22 protein-coding genes are annotated in these 21,330 nt (G+C 67.1%); 16 read left to right on the forward strand and 6 right to left on the reverse strand.

Annotated features, from left to right (window positions below; genetic code table 11):
* Window positions 1-14: 14 nt before the first annotated feature.
* From C882_RS05715 to C882_RS05745, 7 genes are all read left to right on the forward strand, one after another.
* On the forward strand, window positions 15-2,198 hold the full coding sequence (locus C882_RS05715; protein ID WP_009539619.1) for a xanthine dehydrogenase family protein molybdopterin-binding subunit: 2,184 nt from the start codon (window positions 15-17) through the stop codon (window positions 2,196-2,198).
* 191 nt (window positions 2,199-2,389) lie between these two features.
* Window positions 2,390-2,896, forward strand: coding sequence for a Fe-S cluster assembly sulfur transfer protein SufU (gene sufU / locus C882_RS05720; RefSeq protein WP_009539620.1), 507 nt, complete (start codon window positions 2,390-2,392; stop codon window positions 2,894-2,896).
* Window positions 2,893-3,231 (forward strand): XdhC family protein, encoded by a 339-nt coding sequence (locus C882_RS05725; protein ID WP_009539621.1) that lies wholly within the window; start codon window positions 2,893-2,895, stop codon window positions 3,229-3,231. Before sufU ends, C882_RS05725 begins: the two co-directional genes overlap by 4 nt.
* Before the next feature lie 38 nt (window positions 3,232-3,269).
* Entirely contained in the window at window positions 3,270-4,052 is a 783-nt protein-coding gene (locus C882_RS05730; RefSeq protein WP_009539622.1) for a CoxG family protein, read from the forward strand.
* Between the two features lie 83 nt (window positions 4,053-4,135).
* Complete coding sequence (locus C882_RS05735) at window positions 4,136-4,630, forward strand: (2Fe-2S)-binding protein (RefSeq protein ID WP_009539623.1); 495 nt, start codon at window positions 4,136-4,138, stop codon at window positions 4,628-4,630.
* A 28-nt stretch (window positions 4,631-4,658) separates the two neighbouring features.
* A complete protein-coding gene (locus tag C882_RS05740; RefSeq protein ID WP_009539624.1) occupies window positions 4,659-7,052 on the forward strand; it encodes a xanthine dehydrogenase family protein molybdopterin-binding subunit in 2,394 nt (797 codons plus the stop codon).
* A gap of 13 nt (window positions 7,053-7,065) precedes the next feature.
* Window positions 7,066-7,863 (forward strand): FAD binding domain-containing protein, encoded by a 798-nt coding sequence (locus C882_RS05745; RefSeq protein WP_009539625.1) that lies wholly within the window; start codon window positions 7,066-7,068, stop codon window positions 7,861-7,863.
* Window positions 7,864-7,906: 43 nt separating this feature from the next.
* On the opposite strand, the gene C882_RS05750 is transcribed toward C882_RS05745, so the two are convergent.
* Window positions 7,907-8,377, reverse strand: coding sequence for a hypothetical protein (locus C882_RS05750; RefSeq protein ID WP_152415221.1), 471 nt, complete (start codon window positions 8,375-8,377; stop codon window positions 7,907-7,909).
* 30 nt (window positions 8,378-8,407) lie between these two features.
* On the opposite strand from C882_RS05750, the gene C882_RS05755 reads away from it, so the two are divergent.
* The 7 genes from C882_RS05755 (at window position 8,408) to C882_RS05785 (ending at window position 14,548) form a co-directional block, all read left to right on the forward strand.
* Window positions 8,408-9,343, forward strand: coding sequence for an AAA family ATPase (locus C882_RS05755; protein ID WP_009539626.1), 936 nt, complete (start codon window positions 8,408-8,410; stop codon window positions 9,341-9,343).
* A 7-nt stretch (window positions 9,344-9,350) separates the two neighbouring features.
* Window positions 9,351-10,529, forward strand: a complete 1,179-nt coding sequence (locus C882_RS05760; protein ID WP_009539627.1) for a vWA domain-containing protein — start codon at window positions 9,351-9,353, stop codon at window positions 10,527-10,529.
* Window positions 10,526-11,236, forward strand: a complete 711-nt coding sequence (locus C882_RS05765; RefSeq protein ID WP_009539628.1) for an XdhC family protein — start codon at window positions 10,526-10,528, stop codon at window positions 11,234-11,236. The genes C882_RS05760 and C882_RS05765 overlap by 4 nt, the downstream gene beginning before the upstream one ends.
* Complete coding sequence (locus tag C882_RS05770; protein WP_009539629.1) at window positions 11,233-12,276, forward strand: molybdopterin-binding protein; 1,044 nt, start codon at window positions 11,233-11,235, stop codon at window positions 12,274-12,276. The genes C882_RS05765 and C882_RS05770 overlap by 4 nt, the downstream gene beginning before the upstream one ends.
* Before the next feature lie 166 nt (window positions 12,277-12,442).
* On the forward strand, window positions 12,443-12,850 hold the full coding sequence (locus C882_RS05775; protein ID WP_009539630.1) for a sigma factor-like helix-turn-helix DNA-binding protein: 408 nt from the start codon (window positions 12,443-12,445) through the stop codon (window positions 12,848-12,850).
* A 74-nt stretch (window positions 12,851-12,924) separates the two neighbouring features.
* Window positions 12,925-13,734 (forward strand): hypothetical protein, encoded by an 810-nt coding sequence (locus C882_RS05780; protein WP_009539631.1) that lies wholly within the window; start codon window positions 12,925-12,927, stop codon window positions 13,732-13,734.
* A gap of 370 nt (window positions 13,735-14,104) precedes the next feature.
* A complete protein-coding gene (locus C882_RS05785) occupies window positions 14,105-14,548 on the forward strand; it encodes an EF-hand domain-containing protein (RefSeq protein WP_009539632.1) in 444 nt (147 codons plus the stop codon).
* Between the two features lie 89 nt (window positions 14,549-14,637).
* Here the strand turns inward: C882_RS05785 and C882_RS05790 are convergent, their stop codons facing one another.
* From C882_RS05790 to C882_RS05810, 5 genes are all read right to left on the reverse strand, one after another.
* On the reverse strand, window positions 14,638-14,844 hold the full coding sequence (locus C882_RS05790) for a lipoprotein (protein WP_009539633.1): 207 nt from the start codon (window positions 14,842-14,844) through the stop codon (window positions 14,638-14,640).
* A gap of 95 nt (window positions 14,845-14,939) precedes the next feature.
* The gene (gene moaA, locus C882_RS05795) at window positions 14,940-15,932 is read right to left on the reverse strand and encodes a GTP 3',8-cyclase MoaA (RefSeq protein ID WP_009539634.1); all 993 of its coding nucleotides are present in this window, start codon (window positions 15,930-15,932) and stop codon (window positions 14,940-14,942) included.
* Between the two features lie 180 nt (window positions 15,933-16,112).
* Window positions 16,113-16,430: a DUF1244 domain-containing protein gene (locus C882_RS05800; protein ID WP_009539635.1), complete on the reverse strand. Its 318-nt coding sequence runs from the start codon at window positions 16,428-16,430 to the stop codon at window positions 16,113-16,115.
* Between the two features lie 103 nt (window positions 16,431-16,533).
* The gene (locus C882_RS05805; RefSeq protein WP_009539636.1) at window positions 16,534-17,163 is read right to left on the reverse strand and encodes a nucleotidyltransferase family protein; all 630 of its coding nucleotides are present in this window, start codon (window positions 17,161-17,163) and stop codon (window positions 16,534-16,536) included.
* A gap of 107 nt (window positions 17,164-17,270) precedes the next feature.
* Window positions 17,271-17,651, reverse strand: a complete 381-nt coding sequence (locus C882_RS05810) for an ArsR/SmtB family transcription factor (RefSeq protein WP_009539637.1) — start codon at window positions 17,649-17,651, stop codon at window positions 17,271-17,273.
* A gap of 216 nt (window positions 17,652-17,867) precedes the next feature.
* On the opposite strand from C882_RS05810, the gene C882_RS05815 reads away from it, so the two are divergent.
* Together C882_RS05815 and C882_RS24560 are read left to right on the forward strand one after the other, a co-directional pair.
* Window positions 17,868-18,518 (forward strand): hypothetical protein, encoded by a 651-nt coding sequence (locus tag C882_RS05815; protein WP_009539638.1) that lies wholly within the window; start codon window positions 17,868-17,870, stop codon window positions 18,516-18,518.
* A 1,546-nt stretch (window positions 18,519-20,064) separates the two neighbouring features.
* Window positions 20,065-21,009, forward strand: a complete 945-nt coding sequence (locus tag C882_RS24560; protein ID WP_152415222.1) for a PEP-CTERM sorting domain-containing protein — start codon at window positions 20,065-20,067, stop codon at window positions 21,007-21,009.
* The last annotated feature ends 321 nt before the right edge of the window (window positions 21,010-21,330 follow it).

Raw genomic sequence — 21,330 nt, forward strand, 5'->3', positions numbered from 1 at the left:
AGGAGGCTCAGACCATGACCGACCACGCCAATACCCCCGACACCACCGTCACCCGCCGCGGCCTGCTGGCCGGCGCCGGTGCGCTGGTCATCGGCTTTTCGCTGCCGCTCTCGGGCCGCCGGGGCGCACTCGCCGCCGCCGATGACGGGCCGGTCTGGAAGACCTCGGACGAGGCGGCGCAGATCAACGCCTGGCTGCGCATCGGCCCGGACGGTAGCGTGACCGTCGTCACCGGCCGGTCCGAAATGGGACAGGGCCCGACAACCGCCCTGCCCCAGGCCCTGGCCGAGGAACTGGGCGTGCCCATGGATCGGGTGACGTTCGCCATGTCGCCCGTCGATCCGGCCTACAACAACACCCTGTTCGGGGCGATGATCACCGGCGGCTCCACGTCAGTGAAGTCGGACTTCGAGCAGATGCGCCGCGCCGGCGCCTCCGCGCGCGAGATGCTCAAGGCCGCCGCCGCCGAGAAATGGGGCGTCGATGCCGCAGAGCTTAAGGTGGAGAACGGCACCATCAGCCACGCCCACCACTCCGCCACCTTTGGGGAGCTTGCGGGCGCGGCGGCGGAGATGGAGGCGCCCAAGGACGTGGCCCTGAAGAAACCCGCCGACTGGACGCTCATCGGCACCGACGTCAAGCGCCTGGACACGCACGCCAAGGCGACCGGCCAGGCGACCTTCGGCATCGACGTGGTCGTGCCCGACATGCTGCACGCCGCCATCCTCCAGGCACCCACCTTCGGCGCCACGCTGGAAAGCGTCGACGCCAAACCCGCCACCGACATGAAGGGCGTGGCGCAGGTGGTGGAACTGGACGACGCGATCATGGTGCTGGCCGACACTTGGTGGACCGCGGACCAGGCGCTGTCCAAGCTCTCCCCCAAGTGGACCGGCGGCGCGGAGGACCTGGACGACGCCAAGGTGGACCGCGTGCTGACCGAGGGGCTGGACGCGGCCGAGGCGGCGCAGGCCGTTTCCGAGGGCGATGCCGACGGGGCGCTCTCCGGCGCGGCGAAAACCGTGGAGGCCACCTATTCCGCGCCCTACCTCGCCCACCTGACCATGGAGCCCATGACCGCCACCGCCGACGTGCGGGCCGACAAGGCGGAACTGTGGCTGCCGACCCAGGCGCAGACCTGGACGGCGGGCGCCGTCGCCAAGGCCGTCGGGCTCAAGCCCGAGCAGGTGACCATCCACACCACCTTTCTCGGCGGCGGCTTCGGCCGGCGGGCGGAGCAGGACTTCGCGCTTCAGGCCGCCCAGGCATCGAAGGCCGCCGGGCGTCCGGTGAAGCTGGTGTGGTCGCGGCCGCAGGATGTGCGCCACGATTTCTACCGCCCGGCGTCGAAGGTGCGGTTCACCGTCGGGCTGGACGAGGACGGCCTGCCCATGGCCTGGAAGGCGCGCGTCTGCTGCCCCTCCATCGCCCAGCGCATGTTGCCGAGCATGATCAAGGAGGGCGTCGACCCCTTCGCCGTGGAGGGCCTGACGGAGCGCGCTTATGCCCTGCCGGCCGACCGCTCCATCACCTACGTCATGCCCGAATTGGCCGTGCCCGTGGGCTTCTGGCGGTCCGTCGGGCACAGCCAGAACGGCTTCTTCATGGAAGCGATGATCGACGAACTGGCCGACGCCGCCGGCATGGACCCGCTGGAGTACCGCCGCAAGCTGCTGCCCCAGGACAGCCGCCACCGCCGGGTGCTGGACGCGGCGGCCGACGCCATCGGCTGGAGCGAGGCCCCGGCGGAGGGCCGTCATCGCGGCATCGCCGTGCATGAAAGCTTCGGCTCCATCGCGGCGGAGGCGATCGAGGTCTCTGTGGACGGCGACAACAAGGTCACGCTGCACCGCGCGTCCGCCTGCGTGGACTGCGCGGTGGCCGTGAACCCCAACATCATCCGCCAGCAGATGGAAAGCGCGCTGGTCTACGGCCTGACGGCGGCCATGTTCGGCGGGGTGTCGCTCAAGAACGGTCAGGTGCAGGAAGGCAACTTCGACCGGATCGACGTCATGCGCCTGCGCCACATGCCGCCGGTGGAGGTGCGCATCATCGCGGAAGGCGACGCCGAGATGGGCGGCATCGGTGAACCGGGCACCCCGCCCGCCGCGCCCGCCCTGGTGGCGGCGCTGCGGCGGGCGACGGGCAAGCCGATCCGATCCCTGCCGCTGACGGCCGAGGGGTTCACCTTCGGCTGAGCACCCTGCCCGGCTTTTCCCGGCCCCGTCGCACATCGCGGCGGGGCCTTTTTCCGCAATCGTACTTTCGTCCTATCCCGTTGAGAGCGTTTGACTTCCGCCGCCGGCCGGTCTGATACTTGAGAAAACAAGTCGGGAGTCGGGCCCCGCCCATCGGGATGACCACGACCCAGGGGAGGCACGGATCGAGCATGCTCGAGACGCCTGAAGAATTGTTCCGCGCGCTGGTGGAAGACCACGGCGCGCACCCGCGCCACGCACAGGCGCTGGACCCGGCGGACGCCCGCGCCGACGGGCACAATCCCATGTGCGGCGATCGGGTTGCGCTGACGCTGCGCTATGCCGAGGCCGCCCCCACCACCATCGCCGACTGCGCCTGCCGCACGCGCGGCTGCGCCATCTGCACCGCGTCCGCCTCCATCCTCGCGGGCCTGGTGCGCGGCAAGGAGAAAGCGGCGGCCGACGCCCTGTTCACCGCCTTCCGCGATGCCTGCGTCTCCGGCGAGCCGCTGGCCGAAACGCCCATGCTGGACGCCGAGGAACGCGAGGTGCTGGAGGCGCTGACGATCATCCACGCGAGCCCGCTGCGCGTGAAGTGCGTCACCCTGCCCTGGCACACGCTGCACGCCGCGCTGACGGGTGCGACCGAGAAACAGCACGACCTGAAGGTCGGCCCGGCGCGGGAGGCTTCCGCATGACCGAGACGACCGCCCCCGCCCCGCCGCAGGACCCGCTGCTGGCCGCCCGTTCCTGGCTGGACGACGGGCAACAGGTCGCCGTCGCCACCGTCATGCGCACCTGGGGCTCATCGCCCCGGCCCGTGGGGTCGAAGCTGGCCGTGCGCGACGACGGGGAGATGGTGGGCTCCGTCTCCGGCGGCTGCGTGGAGGGTGCCGTGGTTGATGCCGCCATGCGCGCCATGGCCTCCGGCCGCCCCGAAACCCTGGAATTCGGTGTCGCCAACGAAGACGCCTGGGCCGTGGGCCTCGCCTGCGGCGGCACCATCGAAATTTTCGTCGAAGCGATCACCTGACGAAAACACCGCAGACGACGCAGGAGGAGCAAGACCCCGTGGATATCACCGGCGAATACCTCATCCCCACCGACCGCAAGACGGTCTGGGACGCCATCAACGACCCGGAAATGCTCAAGGCCTGCATTCCCGGCTGCCAGGAACTGACGGAGACCGACGAGGGCCCCGCCGGCGGCTACGAGGCGAAGGTGCAGGCGAAGGTCGGGCCGGTGAAGGCCACCTTCAACGGCCATGTGCGGCTGGAAGACGTCAACGAACCCGAAAGCTACCGCATCGTCGGCGAGGGCAAGGGCGGTGCCGCCGGCTTCGCCAAGGGCGGCGCCGACGTGTGGCTGGAGGAAGTGGACGCGACCAACACCAAGCTCACCTACAAGGCCGACGCCCAGGTGGGCGGCAAGCTCGCGCAGTTGGGCTCGCGCCTCATCCAGGGCACGGCCAAGAAGTACGCCGACGACTTCTTCGCCAACCTGACCGCCCGCATCGCCCCGCAGGAGGCCGAACCGGCCGAGACCACCGGCATGGGGGTCGCCACCGGCGACGCCGGCCGTCCCGAGGAACCCGCCCCGGCGGGCGTGGGTGCGCCATCGCCGGCCGTCGGCACCGTCGCCGGACGCTCGCCCGACCGCGCCGGCGGAGAAGCGGCTGCGTCCACACCGGAACAGCCCATGGCCGCCCATGCGGCGGCGGCGACCACGGCGGCGAAAAGCGGCCAGACCAAGGGCGAGGCCGCCGGCACGCCCATGAAGACCTGGATGTGGTGGATCGGGGGTGCTGTGCTCATCATCCTCATCATCCTGCTTCTCGGCGGCGGAGGGGGCTGACCTCTTTCCGCCGCTCCACCACGCCATGGCAAACAGATAACGAAAGACGCGCCCGACAACGCGGCGCAACAGGGAGGAACTTCATGGCACTCACGCTGAACATGACGGTCAACGGCAAGGCCCGGAAGGTCACCGTCGAGTCCAACGCGCTTCTGTCCGACGTTTTGCGCGTCAACCTGGGCCTGACAGGCACGCATGTGGGCTGCGACACCAGCCAGTGCGGCGCCTGCACGGTGCATGTGGACGGCGTCTCGGTGAAAAGCTGCACCATGCTGGCAGCCCAGGCCGACGGCGCGACCATCACCACCATCGAGGGCCTGGCCGCCCCGGACGGCACGCTGCACCCCATGCAGGCGGCCTTCAAGGAGCATCACGGCCTGCAGTGCGGCTTCTGCACCCCCGGCATGGTCATGAGCGCCGTCGACCTGGCCCGCTGCGAGCCCAACGCCAGCGAGGAGCAGATCCGCGAGTGGCTGGAGGGCAACATCTGCCGCTGCACCGGCTACCACAACATCGTGAAGGCCGTGAAGACCGGCCTGACCGACATGCAGTCGGGCGGCAAGGTCGCCGCCGAGTGATCCGGCGCCACGCCAGGGAGACATCGACATGACCGTTCAGGACAAGCCGACCAAGACCAACGGCATCGGCGCCAGCGTCAAGCGCGTAGAGGACCGCCGGTTCCTCACCGGCAAGGGCCGTTACACCGACGACATGAACAAGCCGGGGCAGCTCTACGCCTACATCCTGCGCAGCCCCCACGCCCACGCCCGCATCCTCTCCATCGACACCACGGACGCCGAGGCCGCGCCGGGCGTGGAGACCATCATCACCGGCCAGGAGGTCAAGGACGCCGGCATCGGCGGCCTGCCCTGCGGCTGGCTCATCAAGAACAAGGACGGCTCCCCCATGAAGGAGCCCGCCCACCTGCCGCTGGCCGTCGACAAGGTGCGCCACGTGGGCGATCAGGTGGCCGTGGTGGTGGCCGACAGCCTCCAGGCCGCCAAGGACGCCGCTGAGCTGATCGTGGTGGACTACGAGGAACTGCCCGCCGTCGTCTCGCCCGCCAACGCCGAGAGCGCCGGCGTCGCCGTGCATGACGAGGCGCCCAACAACGTCTGCTACGACTGGGAATGGGGCGACAAGGCCGCGACCGAGGATGCGTTCGCGAAGGCCGCCCACACGGTCAAGCTGGACCTCATCAACAACCGCATGGTGCCCAACGCCATGGAGCCGCGCGCGGCCATCGGCGAGTTCGATCCGGGCACCGAGGAATACACGCTCACCACCACCAGCCAGAACCCGCAGCTCATCCGCCTGCTGCTGTGCGGCTTCACCATGGGCCTGCCCGAGCACAAGGTCCGCGTGGTGGCGCCCGACGTGGGCGGCGGCTTCGGGTCGAAGATCTTCCATTATGCGGAGGAAGTGCTGGTCGTCTTCGCCGCCCGCAAGCTGGCCCGCCCGGTCAAGTGGACGGCGGAGCGGTCGGAAAGCTTCATGTCCGACGCCCACGGCCGCGACCACGTCACGCACGCCGAACTGGCGCTGGACGACCAGGGTACGTTCCTGGGCCTGCGGGTGAACACCATCGCCAACATGGGCGCCTTCCTGTCCACCTTCGCGTCGTCCATCCCGACGATCCTGTACGCGACGCTGCTGTCGGGCCAGTACAAGACGCCGGCCATCTATGCCGAGGTGAAGGCCGTCTTCACCAACACGGTGCCGGTGGACGCCTATCGCGGCGCGGGGCGGCCGGAAGCCTGCTACCTGATCGAGCGCATCGTGGACGCCGCCGCGCGCAAGCTTGGCATGGACCGGGCGGAAATCCGCCGGCGCAACTTCATCACGCCGGACATGATGCCCTACGACACGCCGGTCGGCCTGCAATACGACAGCGGCGACTTCGCCAAGAACCTCTCCGACGCGCTGGAGATGATCGACTACGCCGGCTTCGCGGTGCGCAAGGAGGAAGCGGCCAAGCGCGGCAAGCTGCGCGGCATCGGGTTCGCCAGCTACATCGAGGCCTGCGGCATTGCGCCCTCGAACGTCGCCGGGGCGCTGGGTGCCCGCGCCGGTCTCTATGACAGCTCGGAGGTGCGGTTCCACCCGACGGGCACGGTGTCGGTCATGGTCGGCGTGCACAGCCACGGCCAGGGCCACGCCACCACCTTCGCCCAGATCGTGTCCGAGCGCCTGGGCGTGCCCATGGAGAACATCGAGATCGTCCATGGTGATTCCGCCCGCACGCCGTTCGGCATGGGCACCTACGGCTCGCGCTCCTTGGCTGTTGGCGGCATGGCGATGATGAAGGCCATCGACAAGGTCATCGCCAAATCCAAGAAGATCGCCGCCCACCTGCTGGAAGCCAGCGCCGACGACATCGAGTTCGAGAACGGCGTCTTCACCGTCGCCGGCACCGACAAGTCCGTCGGCATCGCGGAAATCGCGGGCGCGGCCTACGTCCCCCACAACTATCCACTGGAGGAACTGGAACCCGGCCTGGACGAACAGGCCTTCTACGACCCCAAGAACTTCACCTTCCCCAACGGCACGCAGATCTGCGAAGTCGAGGTCGACCCCGAAACGGGCATCACCAAGATCGTCCGCTTCGTGGCCGTGGACGACTTCGGCCGCGTCATCAACCCGATGATCGTGGAAGGCCAGGTGCACGGCGGCATCGTCCAGGGCATCGGCCAGGCGCTGCTGGAGAACTGCGTCTACGACGAGGAGAGCGGCCAGCTCGTCACCGGGTCGTACATGGACTACGCCATGCCGCGCGCCGACGACGTGCCCGCTTTCGAGGTCAAGACCAACGAAGTGCTCTGCCAGACCAATGCGCTGGGCGTGAAGGGCTGCGGTGAGGCCGGCACCATCGGCGGCTCGGCCTGCGTGATGAACGCCGTGTGCGACGCGCTGGACGTCGACCACATGGACATGCCCGCGACGCCGGAACGCGTCTGGCGCGTGCTCCAGTCCAAGCAGCAGCCCATGGCGGCGGAATAAGGAGGGGTATCCTATGTACCAGTTCGAGTATCAAACCCCGAAGTCTGCCGCCGATGTGGTGGCCGCTCTCAAGGCCGACGAGGACGCCAAGGTGGTGGCGGGCGGCATGACGCTGATCCCGACGCTGAAACAGCGCCTCGCCATGCCGACCACGCTCATCGACCTGCGCTCGGTCCCTGAACTCAAGGGCGTGCGCGAGGAAGGCGGCACCATCGTCGTCGGAGCCATGACCACCCACGCGGAGGTGTGGGCCGACCCGACGGTGAAGAGCAAGTTCCCGGCGCTGTCCTACCTGGCGGGCAAGATCGGTGACGCCCAGGTGCGCAACCGGGGCACCATCGGCGGCTCCATCGCCAATGCCGACCCGGCGGCGGACTATCCGGCGGCGGTGCTGGCGCTGAATGCGACCATCGTCACCGACAGCCGCGAGATCGCCGCCGACGACATGTTCACCGGCCTGTTCGAGACCGCGCTGAACGAGGGCGAGATCATCACCGAGGTCCGCTTCCCCATCGCCAAGCGGGCGGGCTACGCCAAGTTCCGCCACCCCGCCTCGCGCTACGCCATCGTCGGCGTGATGGTGGCGGAGACGGACAGCGGCGTGCGCGTCGGCGTGACGGGCGCCGGCCCCAACGCCTTCCGCGTGCCGGAGATGGAGCAGGCGCTTGCCTCCAACTTCAGCCCCGACGCGGTGGCGAACATCAAGGTGCCGGCCGACGACCTGAACAGCGACATCCACGCCAGCGCCGAATACCGCGCCCATCTGGTGACGGTGATGGCGAAACGCGCCGTGGAGGCGGCCATGGGCTGACGGGGCGTCAGTCTGGGGCGGTGCGCGCTGCGTGCCGCCCCGTTCAACTCCAAAAAATGCGAAGCATGAATGAATATGCGTAGGCAATCACGGCAGGAGAGAAAGCGCCGAACATGCCGGTGTTGACTGAAAACATGATGAGGCGACCGTAGTGCTGAAGGCTGGTAGGCGCTCGGTCAACCTTACTTATCTTGATCATGCTCATAAACCAGAAGGCGGCTAGGACGACCAAGAAAGCCGTGCTTGCTTCGCTGGGGATCGCATTGTCTTTGTCAGAAAAAAGAACGGCGAATGATAATAGGGATGAAAATATAAAGGAAACGGAGAAAGTTATTGAGGGGAAAGGGCCGAAAACGCGCTGCAGCCTTCTCATCCAAACCTTCTTGTCGAATATGTCTTGGATTTCTCCAGCCTCCACCTTCCTTCGGTAAATTTTTGTGACTCTTTCATTTAGAAATGAGGCAATTAGGCCTGCTAGAACGCTAATGAGGAGGTTTAAAAGTATGCTACCCATTCATGCAATCCTTGCGAGCAGATAAGAATTATGACCCTGCAAGGTTACCATGACGGTCCCACATCCGTCGACGAAACCCTGTCCCTGCTCAACCAGGGCTCCTATGTCGCCGACCGCTCTCTGGCGACGGTGCTGTTCCTGGCGTTGAAGCTGGGGCGGCCGTTGTTCCTGGAGGGCGAGGCCGGTGTCGGCAAGACCGAGATCGCCAAGGTCCTCTCCCAGACCCTCGGGCGTGACCTGCTGCGGCTGCAATGCTACGAGGGGCTGGACGTCTCCGCCGCCGTCTATGAGTGGAACTACGCCCGCCAGATGCTGGAAATCCGCCTCGGCGAGGCCACCGGCGACACGCCGAAGGAAACGCTGGGCGAGGACTTGTTCTCCGACCGCTTCCTCATCCGCCGGCCGCTGCTGCAGGCGCTGGAGCCGCACACCAATGGCCCGCCGGTCCTGCTGATCGACGAGTTGGACCGCACCGACGAACCCTTCGAGGCCTACCTGCTGGAGGTGCTGTCGGACTTCCAGGTCTCCATCCCCGAAATCGGCACGATCAAGGCCGAGCGCCCGCCCATCGTCATCATCACCTCCAACCGCACGCGCGAAATTCACGACGCGCTCAAGCGCCGCTGCTTCTACCACTGGGTGGACTACCCCAGCTTCGACCGCGAGCTTGCGATCCTGAAAAGCCGCCTGCCCGACCTGCCCGAGAAACTGACGCGGCAGGTGGTGGGCTTCGTCCAGCGGCTGCGCAAGCAGGACCTGTTCAAGGCGCCGGGCGTGGCGGAAAGCCTGGACTGGGCGACGACGCTGGTGGAGCTGGACCAGCTGGAGCTGTCGCAGGGCATGGTCGACGACACGCTGGGCATCCTGTTGAAATACCAGGACGACATCGCCGCCATCCAGGGCGACGAGGCCGCGCGGCTGCTCACCCAGGTGAAGGCGGATCTGTCGCAACTGCGGGCGGACTGACCCGACCATGGCCGGAGCCCTTGCCGCCAACGTGGTGGCCTTCACCCGCACCCTGCGCGCCGCCGGCCTGCCCGTCGGCCCCGCCAAGGCCCTGCGCGCGCTGGAAGCGGCGGAGGCCGTCGGCGTGGAGGACCGCACGGCCCTGTATTGGGCCCTGCACGCCACGCTGACCGACCGGCGGGAACAGCACGATGTCTTCGATCAGGCGTTCCACGTGTTCTGGCGCAACCCGGACCTTCTGAAGCGCGCCATGGGCCTGCTGCTGCCCGCCATGCGGACCGAGCTTCAGAAGGACAAGCCCGACCTCTCCCGCCGCCTTCAGGACGCGCTCGGCCAGGCGCCCGACCGCCCGCTGGACGAACCGGAGGAGGAGAAGGAGCAGATCGAGATCGACGGCCGGCTGGTGTTTTCCGAAGAGGAAATCCTGCGGTCCAAGGATTTCGAGCAGATGACCGCCGACGAACTGGCGGAGGCCCGGCGGCTGATCGCGGGAATGCGTCTGGCGAAGATGGCCGTCCCGACCCGCCGCTTCCGCCCCGCCGCCACGGGGGCGAAGATCGACCTGCGGCGCTCCATGCGGGAGACCGCCCGGCGCGGCGGCGATGTCATCATGCTCGCCCGCGCCAAACGGCGAGAGCGTCCGCCGCCGCTGGTGGTGCTGTGCGACATCTCGGGCAGCATGGGACAGTACGCGCGCATATTGTTGCGCTTCCTCTACGCGCTGACCAACGACCGCGACCGGGTGCACGTCTTCCTGTTCGGCACGCGCCTGACCAACGTCACCCGCACGCTCAAACGCCGCGACGTGGACGAGGCGCTGGACCGCGTCGGCCGCGAGGCGCCGGACTGGGAGGGCGGCACCCGCATCGGCCATTGCCTCCACCGCTTCAACCGCGTGTGGTCGCGCCGCGTGCTGGCGCAGGGCGCCGTCGTGCTGCTCATCACCGACGGGCTGGACCGCGACGCCGGCGACGGACTGGAGCATGAAATGGATCGCCTGCGCCGCAGTTGCCGCCGGCTCATCTGGCTCAACCCGCTGCTGCGGTGGGAGGGCTATGCGCCGAAAGCCAAGGGGGCGGCGGCCATGATAGACTTCGTGGACGAGTTCCGCCCCGTCCATAACCTCGACAGCCTGGACGCGCTGGCTCACGCGCTTGGCGGAACCGGTACCGGAGGCCGCCGATGAAGCGCCACATCCTCGACGCCCTGCTGGCCGCCAAGGCCGCCCGCACCCCCGCCGCGCTGGTCACCGACACCGCCACCGGCGCGCAGGTGCTGGTCACCCCCGACGCCGACGAGGGCGACCTGACCCTCTCGCCCGACGAACGCACCGCCGTCCGCGCCCGCATGAACGGCGATGCCGGCGGCGTGCTGGAGGCCGAGCCGGGGGCCGACGCGCGGCCGCTGTTCGTCGATGTCCACGCCCCGCCGCCGCGGCTGGTGGTGGTGGGCGCGGTGCACATCGCCCAGCACCTTGTCCCCATGGCGGTGATGACGGGCTATGACGTGGTGGTGGTGGACCCGCGCGAAGCCTTCGCGAGCCCCGGCCGCTTCAGCGGCGTGACGCTCACCCACGACTGGCCCGACGAGGCGCTGGAGGCCATGAACCTCGACGACCGCACCGCCGTCGTCACGCTGACCCACGACCCCAAGCTGGACGACCCGGCCCTTCACGTCGCCCTGCGCAGCCCGGTGTTCTACGTGGGCTCGCTGGGCAGCCGGAAGACCCACGGGCAGCGGGTCGGGCGGCTGGAGCGCCATGGCTTCTCCGACGCCGAGATCGGCCGCATCCACGCGCCCGTCGGGCTCAACATCGGCGCCCGCAGCCCGGCGGAGATCGCGCTGTCGATCCTCGCGCAGGTGACGGCGGTGCGGCGGGGGACGACGCCATGAAGTTCGGCGACGTGCCAGTGGACCAGGCCGAGGGCTGCGTGCTGGCGCACTCCATGACCGTCGCCGGCCGCAAATGGCCCAAGGGCCGGGTGCTCTCCCCCGCCGACCTGTTCGACCTGCGGGCAGAGGGCGTTGCGACCGTCATCGCCGCGCGGCTGGAGCCGGGCGACGTGTCGGAGGACGCTGCCGCCGTCCGCATCGCACAGGCCGTGCTCGGCCCGGGGGTGGAGGCGCGCGGGGCGGCGACCGGCCGCGTCAACCTGCACGCCACCGCCGGCGGGCTGTTCCGCGTCAACGCCGAGGCCGTGAACCGCATCAACAGTGTTTCCGAGGCCGTGACCCTCGCCACCCTGCCCGACCTGGACCTGGTGGAGCCGGGGCGGATGGTGGCGACGGTGAAGATCATCCCCTTCGCCGTCCCCGAGGACACGCTTGCGCTGGCCGAGTTCCTGACGCCGGCGGAGCCACTGTCCGTCGCGCCATGGCGCGGGCGGGCGGTCGGGCTGGTGCAGACGCGCGTCGCCGGCACAAAGGAAAGCGTGCTGGAAAAGACCGCCGCCACCACCGCCGAGCGCCTGGCCGGCTGCGACAGCGTGCTCGCCGCCGAACGCCGCTGCGCCCATACGGTCCAGGCCGTCGCCGCCTCGCTCCGCGCGCTGAAGGCGGAAGACTGCGACATGGTGCTGATGATCGGCGCCTCGGCCATCACCGACCGGGGCGACGTGCTGCCGGCCGCCCTGGAAGCCGTCGGCGGCCGGGTGGAGCACTTCGGGATGCCGGTGGACCCGGGCAATCTGCTCATGCTGGGGTGGTGGGAGGATGCAGCCGTCCTCGGCCTGCCCGGCTGCGCCCGGTCGCCCAAGCTGAACGGCGCCGACTGGGTGCTGCGGCGGCTGATCGCCGACGTGCTGGTGACCGCGCGCGACATCATGGGCATGGGTGTGGGTGGCCTGGTCAACGACGTGCCCGAACGGCCCCTTCCCCGTGCCCGCGCCGTCGCCGTGCCGCCGCCGTCCGAGACGGAAGGCGCGGGCCGCTGACGGCCTAGGTCGCGGGCACCAGCGTCTTTCGGATGCACTGCAACAAGACCTTCCATTACGACCCTTACGCCATCTGGACGGCCTGAAATGGCTCCCGAATTTTGTCATACTCCCAAGCCAATCAGGGGAAAGAAGCCCTGCCGAAACGGACGGGCTGGGAGGCGTCATGCCGGAGGAAACACATCGTCTCGCCGCCAAGGTTCCGGCCTTGCGGCGGCACGCCTACCTGTTCACCGGCTCTCGGTCGCTGGCCGACGATGCCGTGGAAACCTGCCTGCGCGAGCTGCCGCGCCAGCCGGACGCGCCCCACGCGCACGACATCGACGAGCCGACGCTGCACCGCCACCTGCACAAGATCCTTACGGAACTGCAGGACTCGCGCGCCGACCTGGCCGTGTCACCCCGGCTGCGGGGCCTGCTCGCCCTTCCGCGCATTCAGCGCAAGCTGCTGCTTCTGGTCAGCCTGGATCACCTTGCGGTCGAGGATGCCGCCGCTATCCTCGACCTCGACCTGAGCACCGCCGTTCACCATCTTTCGGCCGCCCGGGCCGCCTTCGAGGCGCTGGAGGCGTAGCCGCCGCAGTGTCGGGGAACCGCGCCCCGCCGCGTCCGTTGCGCTGGCAGACACCCAGCACACGGAGGATGTTCATGCGACACACCACGCTTGCCGCCGGCGCCGCCGCCATTGTCATCGCCGCCGCCGGCACCGCCTCGGCCCAGGGCAATCCCACCTGTGACCAGCAGATCACCTGGATTTCCCAGGCCATTCCCAACATCAGCCACACCGACGCCTCGGCACGGCTGAACATCAGCGAGGAACACCTGGAAGGCGCCCTGTCGGCCCTCGACGCCGCCCGGCTCGCCAACCAGGCCGGCGAGAGCGAAACCTGCATGACGCTCGCCAATGCCGCCGAGGGCATGCTGACGCGCGGCGGCTGGAGCCCTGACGGCGAGCGCCCCGCCGGCTCGCAGCAGGCCGCCGCCGGCCAGCAGGGCCAAGGCGGCCAGCAGCAGGGCCAGGCGCAACAGCAGACCCAGGCACAGCAGACGCCCGCCGCCGGCGAGGACCAGGCGGTGACCATCGGCGACACACAGGTGCAGGCTGCCGACCTGTCGGGCCGCGAGGTCATTCTCGACGGCGCGCGCATCGGCACGGTCGTCGACCTGATCGGCCGCGAGAACACCTACAACGACGCGGTTGTGCGCCTGGACGAGGAACACAGCCAGATGGGCTACACCTTCGCCGCCGACAGCCCCATGGCCGGCGAGGAGCGACCGATCATCGTCGGCGGCCGCACGCTCGCCGTTCCCTTCGGCGCGCTGACGGTGGCCGAGGACGGCAGCCTGCGCCTGTCGTCCGACGCCGTGACCACGCTGGACCAGTTCCGCGCCGGCGACGGCCCAGACTTCTACAGCTATCGCCAGGGCCAGACGGCGGAACTGCCCGAGTACGAATAATACCGGGCGACACTTGAAATCGTACACTTGTCGCCCAGCAAGGCCGACCGGCCGCCGCGCCTTATGGCGCGTGAGCCTGCGTGGCGAATGAACGCAGCCTCGATGATTTCAATCATCGAGGCGTATAAGCACAGGCACCTTCTTCTGATGCGCGTGAAACGGCCGCGTCCGCCGGGACGCGGCCGTTTTCTTGCTTTTGTCTCGACAATGCGAAAAATTCAGGACGCCAGAAAGATATTTAGGATATGTTGCTTCAGTGGAATATGCGAAAAGCACGTCTCCTTACGATCGAATATTTCAGATCAGGGCATCTCTTCTTGACCCGCCCCCGTTACCACGGCGTCTGCTCACCTAACGGGAGACTTGATCCATGAAGACCTTTACCTATGCCGCCGCCATCGCACTGGCCGTGGGCCTGACGCCGCTTGCCGCCTCCGCCCAGGACACGGCCAACGAAGAGGCAGTGAACAACGAGGTCGACACCATCGGTGTGCGCACCGAGGCCGATTACGGCACCCTCGACGCCAACGAGGACCGCATGCTCGACCGCGACGAGTACGCGGCCGTCGGCGGCACGTTCGGCGACTACGACCGCGACCAGAGCGGCACGCTGGACGAGGAAGAGTTCACCGCCTGGGGCGAAGAGACCTGGGGCGATGAATACAACGAGGAGCAGACCGCCGGCCTGTTCGAGGAATGGGACGACGATGCCGACGCCCAGCTGACCGAGGACGAATTCGGTGACGAGGAAGAGTTCATCGAATGGGACGAGGACCAGAGCGGGGCGCTGGAAGAGGACGAAGGCTGGTTCTAAGCCGCCCCTCCCCCGTCACGTCAAAACCGCCCGTGCGGATGCCGCGCGGGCGGTTTTCAGTCATGGACGGACGGAAGAGGAACCATCCGTCAAAACACGCCGTCGTCGTCCTCCAGGATCTCGTCAACCTCGGCGCCGCCGTGTTCAGGCCCGTCCCGGAACGTCTCCTCGTCGGTCCATTCCTCCTGCGACAGGCCCACGGGCTCGTCCTCCGCCCAGTCCTTGCGCAGCAGACCGCAGGCGGACACACCGGACAGAGCGACCGCCGCAACAGCCGTCAGCAGCGTCTTGCGCATGAGACTTCCTCCGTGCCTGTCTGCGGTTGCCAGACCAACACGGAACCGACCTGCGCGGTTCGCCGATCTTCAGGCACGGCGGGTCGGTGGCGCCATCAGCCGCCGGTAACGCTCATGTGGCGCGGCACCGCGGCCCGCGGCGCGCCGCGGTCGATGACGAAGTCGTGGCCCTTGGGCTTGCGTGCGATGGCCTCGTCCAGGGCCGCGTGGATGGCCTCGTTCGACTCGCTGTCGCGCACCACCTTGCGCAGGTCCGCCGAATCCTCCTGTCCCAGGCACATGTAGAGCATGCCGGTGCAGGTCAGCCGCACCCGGTTGCAGCCTTCGCAGAAATTGTGGGTCAGCGGCGTGATGAAGCCGATGCGCCCGCCCGTCTCCACCGACCGCACGTAGCGCGCCGGGCCGCCAGTGTTCAGCGGAATGTCCTCCAGCGTCCAGCGCTCCTCGAATCGCTCCCGCAGGACCGACAGCGGCAGGTAGTGCATGGTGCGGTCTTCCTCGATCTCGCCCATGGGCATGGTCTCGATGAAGGTGATGTCGTGGCCCTCGCCGTGGGCCCATTCCACCATGCGCGGCAGCTCGTCCTCGTTCAGCCCTGACAGCGCGACCGCGTTCAGCTTCACCGCGATGCCCGCGTCCTTGGCCGCCTTGATGCCGCCCAGCACCTTGCTCAGGTCACCGGTACGGGTGATGGCGCGGAAGCGGTCGGGGTCCAGGCTGTCCAGCGAGACGTTGATGCGCTTGACCCCGATACCCGCCAACTCGGCGGCGTGCCTGGCCAGTTGGTTGGCGTTGGTGGTGAGCGTCAGTTCCTCCAGCGCGCCGGAATCCAGATGCCGGCCCAGCGCCCGCATCAGCTTCATGACGTCGCGGCGGACCAGCGGCTCGCCGCCGGTGATGCGCAGCTTCTTCACGCCGCGCTCCACGAAGGCGGTGCACAGGCGGTCAAGCTCCTCCAGCGTCAGAAGTTCGCGCTTGGGCAGGAAGGTCATGTTCTCCGCCATGCAATAGGTGCAGCGGAGGTCGCAGCGGTCGGTCACCGAAACCCGCAGATAGGTGACGTGGCGGCCGAAGGGATCGACGAGCATGGGGCGGCTCCGTTATCGGGGCGCGAAAGGGCGGCGAAGGCCGGAGAACGGATCAGATCGGGCGACACGAAAGCACGTAAACACGTCGCCCGGCAAGGCCGACCGGCCGCCGCGCCCTATGGCGCGTGAGGCTGCGTGCCGACTGAACGCAGTGCCGATGAATTCATTCATCGGCGCGCATCAAACGTGGCCGCTGATCTCGGCGTGCAGCGGCTTGGTTTCCTCGAACTGGCGCTTCTGCTCCTCGCTCGCCTCGTGCTGGTATTTGTCCTTCCACTCGGCGTAGGGCATGCCGTAGACCACCTCGCGGGCCTCCTCGTACGACATTTCCTCGCCCCGCGTCTCGGCGGCGGCCCGGTACCACTTGGACAGGCAGTTGCGGCAGAAGCCAGCCAGGTTCATCAGGTCGATGTTCTGCACGTCGGTGCGCTTCTGAAGATGCTGCACCAACCCGCGAAAGGCGGCGGCCTCGATCTCGGTCCGCGTCTTGTCGTCCATGTGGTCCTCCCGCTGATTTTGGAATATTAGCGTTATGTCTGACACTATATAACGCGAAGAGGGCGCCCGCAAAGCCCGAGTGCCTGATTGGGGCTTTCCCGCCTCAGGCGGGCGGCGCCGGCGGCGGAGGCGGCGGATCGGACACCGCCGCCAGGTCGGCCGGCGTGTCCACGTCCACCAGGCAGCCGGGGCCGGCGTCGACCAGGGCGAGGCGGTCGTGCTCCGCCCCCACCACGGCACGCGCACCGGCATCGCCGGTGAGCGCCAGGAGTTGCGGGAACAGGCGGGTGGGGAAGATGACGGGGTGGCCGCGCCGCCCCTCGTGCCGCGCCGCCGTGATGCGCTGGCCGTCGAAGGCCGCCAATACCGTCATCACGTCGGATGCCGTCAGCAGCGGCATGTCTCCGGGGCAGACGGCCACGCCGTCCAGCCCCTCGGGCAGGGCCGCGACTCCGGCAGCGATGGAGGTGCCCATGCCATCGGCCCAGGCGGGATTGTCGGCCCACAGGACGGGGCGCCCGTCGAGGATGGCGCGGCGCGGATCATCGGCGCCGCGACAAACCACCACCAGCGGGTCGAGCCCGGCGCCCATGAGGCAGTCGGCCACCCGCGCCAGCATGGGGCGCCCGGCGACCTGGGCGGCCAGCTTGTCCCGGCCCATGCGCGACGAGGCGCCGGCGGCGGGAATGAGCGCCGCCACGCGCAGGGCGGGCGGGCGCAGGGATGCGGCCATGGCGGGGTCTCCTGGCTCGGTCCGGCAAGACTCCGATCATGTCGTCTTCCTGCCGATGGACGCAAGCCGGGAAGCCCCGCGCGCCGCACGATGATCCTATGCGCCGCTCACTCGGCCGGCGGCGGGACCTGGCCGCGCCAGGCGCCGCCGTTTCCGGCGTGTGCCTCGGCGACGAACGGCAGGTTGCATTCCTCCGTCAGCCAACCCATCACGGCGTTCAGCGTGTCGTGCCGCGGCCGGCAGAGAAGCGTGCGCCCGTCGCGCACCTGCTCCAGCAGCCCCACACGCACAAGGCGGGAGATATGGTGCGACAGCGTCGACCACGGAATGCCCAGCCGGCTCTGGATGTCGCCCACGGCCAGCCCCTCGGGACCGGCATGCACCAGCAGGCGGAAGATGGTCAGCCGCGTGCCGTTGCCCAGTTCCGCCAGCACCGCGGCGGCGGCGTCGGTATCGAGGATGGGATCGGGAGTCGTGTGCGCGTTCATGTCATTTCCATTTTTACGGGCCGAGGTTGAGTTGTCGGCGTGTCTGGAACCGTCGGTTAACGCTTCAAATGTCATGCAGGGTTCGTGGGTCCACAGGAAACTCACCAGGAGGTCGAAACGATCCATCACCTCCTTCGTCTAATGGGGTCGCCAATACGGCTGAGGCCGCCCATATTCCGGTCGGAGAACCCGCAACGACCCGGAGGCTGCCCGGCCATGGCCGATCCGTTGACGCTCAAGATCGTGTCGACTGACGACGCGCTGTCGGAGGCCCTCGTCCTGGCCCGCCGACCAACCTGGCTGCCGGGACTGGACATGATCGTGGTGCCCGCGGGCCTGGATGCCGATCAGGTGAACGCCGCGCTGACGGACACAAGCACCCTTCCGCCGCCGGCCGGTACGCCGGTCGCCGCCGTTTCCGACGTGCCGGACCTGGACCTTGCCGCCGGAACGCTGGGCATGGTGCAGGACGCCGAACCGGGGACCGGCGGTCCGACGGTGCTGGTGGGCGAGCATGCCGTGCCCTTCGACGCCCGCCGATTCGCCCCGGCCCACGCCACCACCTATTTGCGCCTGCAACACTACCGGGCGCGACTGCGGCACGTGGTGGCGGTCAGCGGCCCGTCGGCCGACCTGCGCTACATCTCGGTGGCGGTGCACGCGGCGACGGCGGCGATCACGCTGCTGGGCACGCCGGACCAGATCTACCGCATGACCGGCCCCCGCGATTCGGCGGGCGTGCCCGTCAGTGTCGAGTTCCGACGGGTGCTTTCGGCAGCCGGACACGCCTCGGTGCGGGTGGTCGGCGCCGATGGAGCGGTGGTGTCCGACCTGCCGCTGTCGGATCGTCGGACCGGGCGACCGTAAGCAGCAGCTGAGGCTTCTGCCGCAGTGCACAAAAATCGGGCGCGGCGGGAGCTATGCGGGGCCTGCATGAATGCGGTGCACAAGAGATAAGCAAAGCTTGAAATCAAGGGTTCAAGCCATGCGGCCATCGCATATGTGCCCTACTTTTTTGAGTGTACCCACCACCGATGGGATCGCCTATATCTCTCTTCGTCGGCGGCACGGTGCTACGGCGCCTCGCCGGCGAGAGTTTCGGCGGTGATCTTCACCGCCATCTCGGATCGGGCATGCGTGCCCGATGCAAGGGTCCTCGGATCCTACGTCTCCCAGACGTGAAGCCTCCCTGTTCTACTTGCCCCGGAAGCCGTTGGTTTCCGGGGTTTTTTTTGGCCTTCGCGCGAGCCACGGCCTTGCAATGGGCCACACATGGGCCAATCCTGTTTTTCGCTCCCTCATGGGCCACCCGCTGCGGAGCAACACCGCAAATTGGAAGGGCGACCCGGAAGGTCGCCCTCGCCATTGCTTGCATGCTTCCTCGTCGGCGGATGCCGCTATTACGGCTGCGAACACGGTTCTGCCCGCTGTCGCGCAGACGCCTGATGATAATGGGCGCCTTGTCGTCATGGCGCGCCTTGAAAACGAAACCCGGCGGAAATTCCACCGCGCTGACCGGATCGCCCGCATGGTGAAGGCCCGAAGGGAGCTTTACGATTAATGCAGTCGTGCCCGCGCTCGTACGGCCCTGGTCATGCTATCGACCATGAGCCGTACCGCAGCCTCAGTAACGGCTAACCGCTGGTCCTCAGGCAAGTGCGCCAAGTGTTCGGCAGCGTACCCGTTTGCACCGGCGCGTGCCTCGGCCACCGTCTCAGGCCGGTAGCGCATGACGTGGCACTCCGCTTCGGCCGCCAGGGCGGACAGAGATGCAATGCTCAAAGGCTTGGGCATCTTGATTTCCCTGATTGGGAGGCCCGTCGGAGACGTAGGGGAATACGGGGACCGACCGGCCTTCGGCATCGGAGAGACCGTGCCGACAGCAAACACTAGGAGACCTTTGCAGAAAATAACGCCCACCCGAGCGTCATGCGTCCCAGGCCGCCGCCAACGGTTGACCCGCATGGGAGCAAAATTGCCTGGCTTACCCGCTGACGCCGCATAGTCCGCAACTACGAGGCGCAGATAGATGCCTCCGAAGCCATGAGCCAGATCGCCCGCGGAAGCCTCCTGCTGCGCCGCATCAGCTGTTGGCCAGCGGTTCTCAAACGGACTCTGAGCGCTATTGAGAGAGAAGTGCGCATGGTGAATGATATGTCCATCTGGTGTTAATTGTTCCTTACACTAACGATGGGGAGCGCGCCGACGTCTGTCGGCAGATTTTCCTACTAGTTTCAACGAAATGCGCTGCCACCGCAGCTGATTCTCCCTTGTTTGGGCCATACGAAGCGTATGGATCTTTTACACGTTCGCCAATTGAAACTCCTCAGTGCTGTTGATTTTCCTGAAGGTGGAGTTTTGGCACACCTGTTGAATGCGTTGCCTCCGCACATCAATCAACAGGAGGTCGAAAATGAAAGTGGCAACACTTGCTAAAATAGGCGCGCTTTTCGTCGCCTTGGCCCCAGCGCACGCAATGGCTAACGTAATAAATCCGTTCGAAACGCAGTTCGATACGGATTGGACCACAGCTGGCGTCGGCGGCCTGAGAGGGACGGGTACCGGAGACATCACGATAAGCGGAATCTCCGGTTCAATCACTCAAGCTTATTTGTATTGGCACGGTCCTACCAACTCAACCGATCCTAACTTCAATGCAAACGTGCTTCTCAATGGAACGGCTGTGACGGGAGAAAACATCGGGTTTTCAGACGATAACTTCTGGGGGCAGGCCAACAGCCAAGCCTATCGAGCAGATGTAACAGACATCGTCACAAACGACGGGGTTTACAACATCTCCGGGCTGCCTGCTGAACATGCAAACGGCGCTTCTATCTTCGCGTTCTTTGATGATGGAGATGATACCAACAACAGAGATGTCGTTATGTTCGACGGAAACGACGCGAATTTTGAGAATCCTTATGATCCTGTCGGATGGGACGTCACTTTGGCCGGTATCAATTACAGCGGCGGAACAGCGGAACTGGTCTTTACGGTTTCTGACGGTCAGACGTTTACGGACGCGTCGCTAAACGTCAACGGTGTCTCCATTGCCGGTCCGGGCGACGTCTTTCAGGGAGATACGGTGCCGCAAAATCCGGACACGACCGTCGGGAATGGAGCCCTGTGGGACATCCGGTCATTTGACGTGACAGGAATGCTATCTCCGGGCAGCAATACATTCAGTATCACGCACGGCACGGTGAGCGATGCATTGAGCCTGATCAACATTGCGGTTGACCTGCCAGCAGGAGCCGCGCCGCCTGTTGATTCAATTGTCGTTCCTGCTCCGCCGGCACTTGCTCTATTGGGCAGTGGCCTGTTTGTGATTGGCTGGGCGCGGCGAAAAGCATCATAGTCTGGTTCCTCAGGTTCTCGTTAGCGGACCGGAGGCCTGATGCTGCCTCCAAGTTTCAAGCATCGGGCCTCCGATGACTCCAGAAGAGGCATACGGATTCGGAGGTTGTCTGTAAGCGTGGGTACCGGCCCACGCTTATTAAGTACCTCCCGCCCACGGCGCACCGGCCAAGCCAGTCCATCCGCCTCGGCCGGGCCGCAAGCCCCCTGTACCTTGCGGCGCCGTGGGGCCTCACCCGCTCGAGCAACCGCCGCATGTTCTGAGAGGCGAAGTTGGTCGTCAGCAGAAATGCGCCCGAAGCGCCTTGCCCGGCCTGCGCAC

The sequence above is a fragment of the Caenispirillum salinarum AK4 genome (assembly GCF_000315795.1).
GTDB lineage: Bacteria > Pseudomonadota > Alphaproteobacteria > Rhodospirillales > Rhodospirillaceae > Caenispirillum > Caenispirillum salinarum.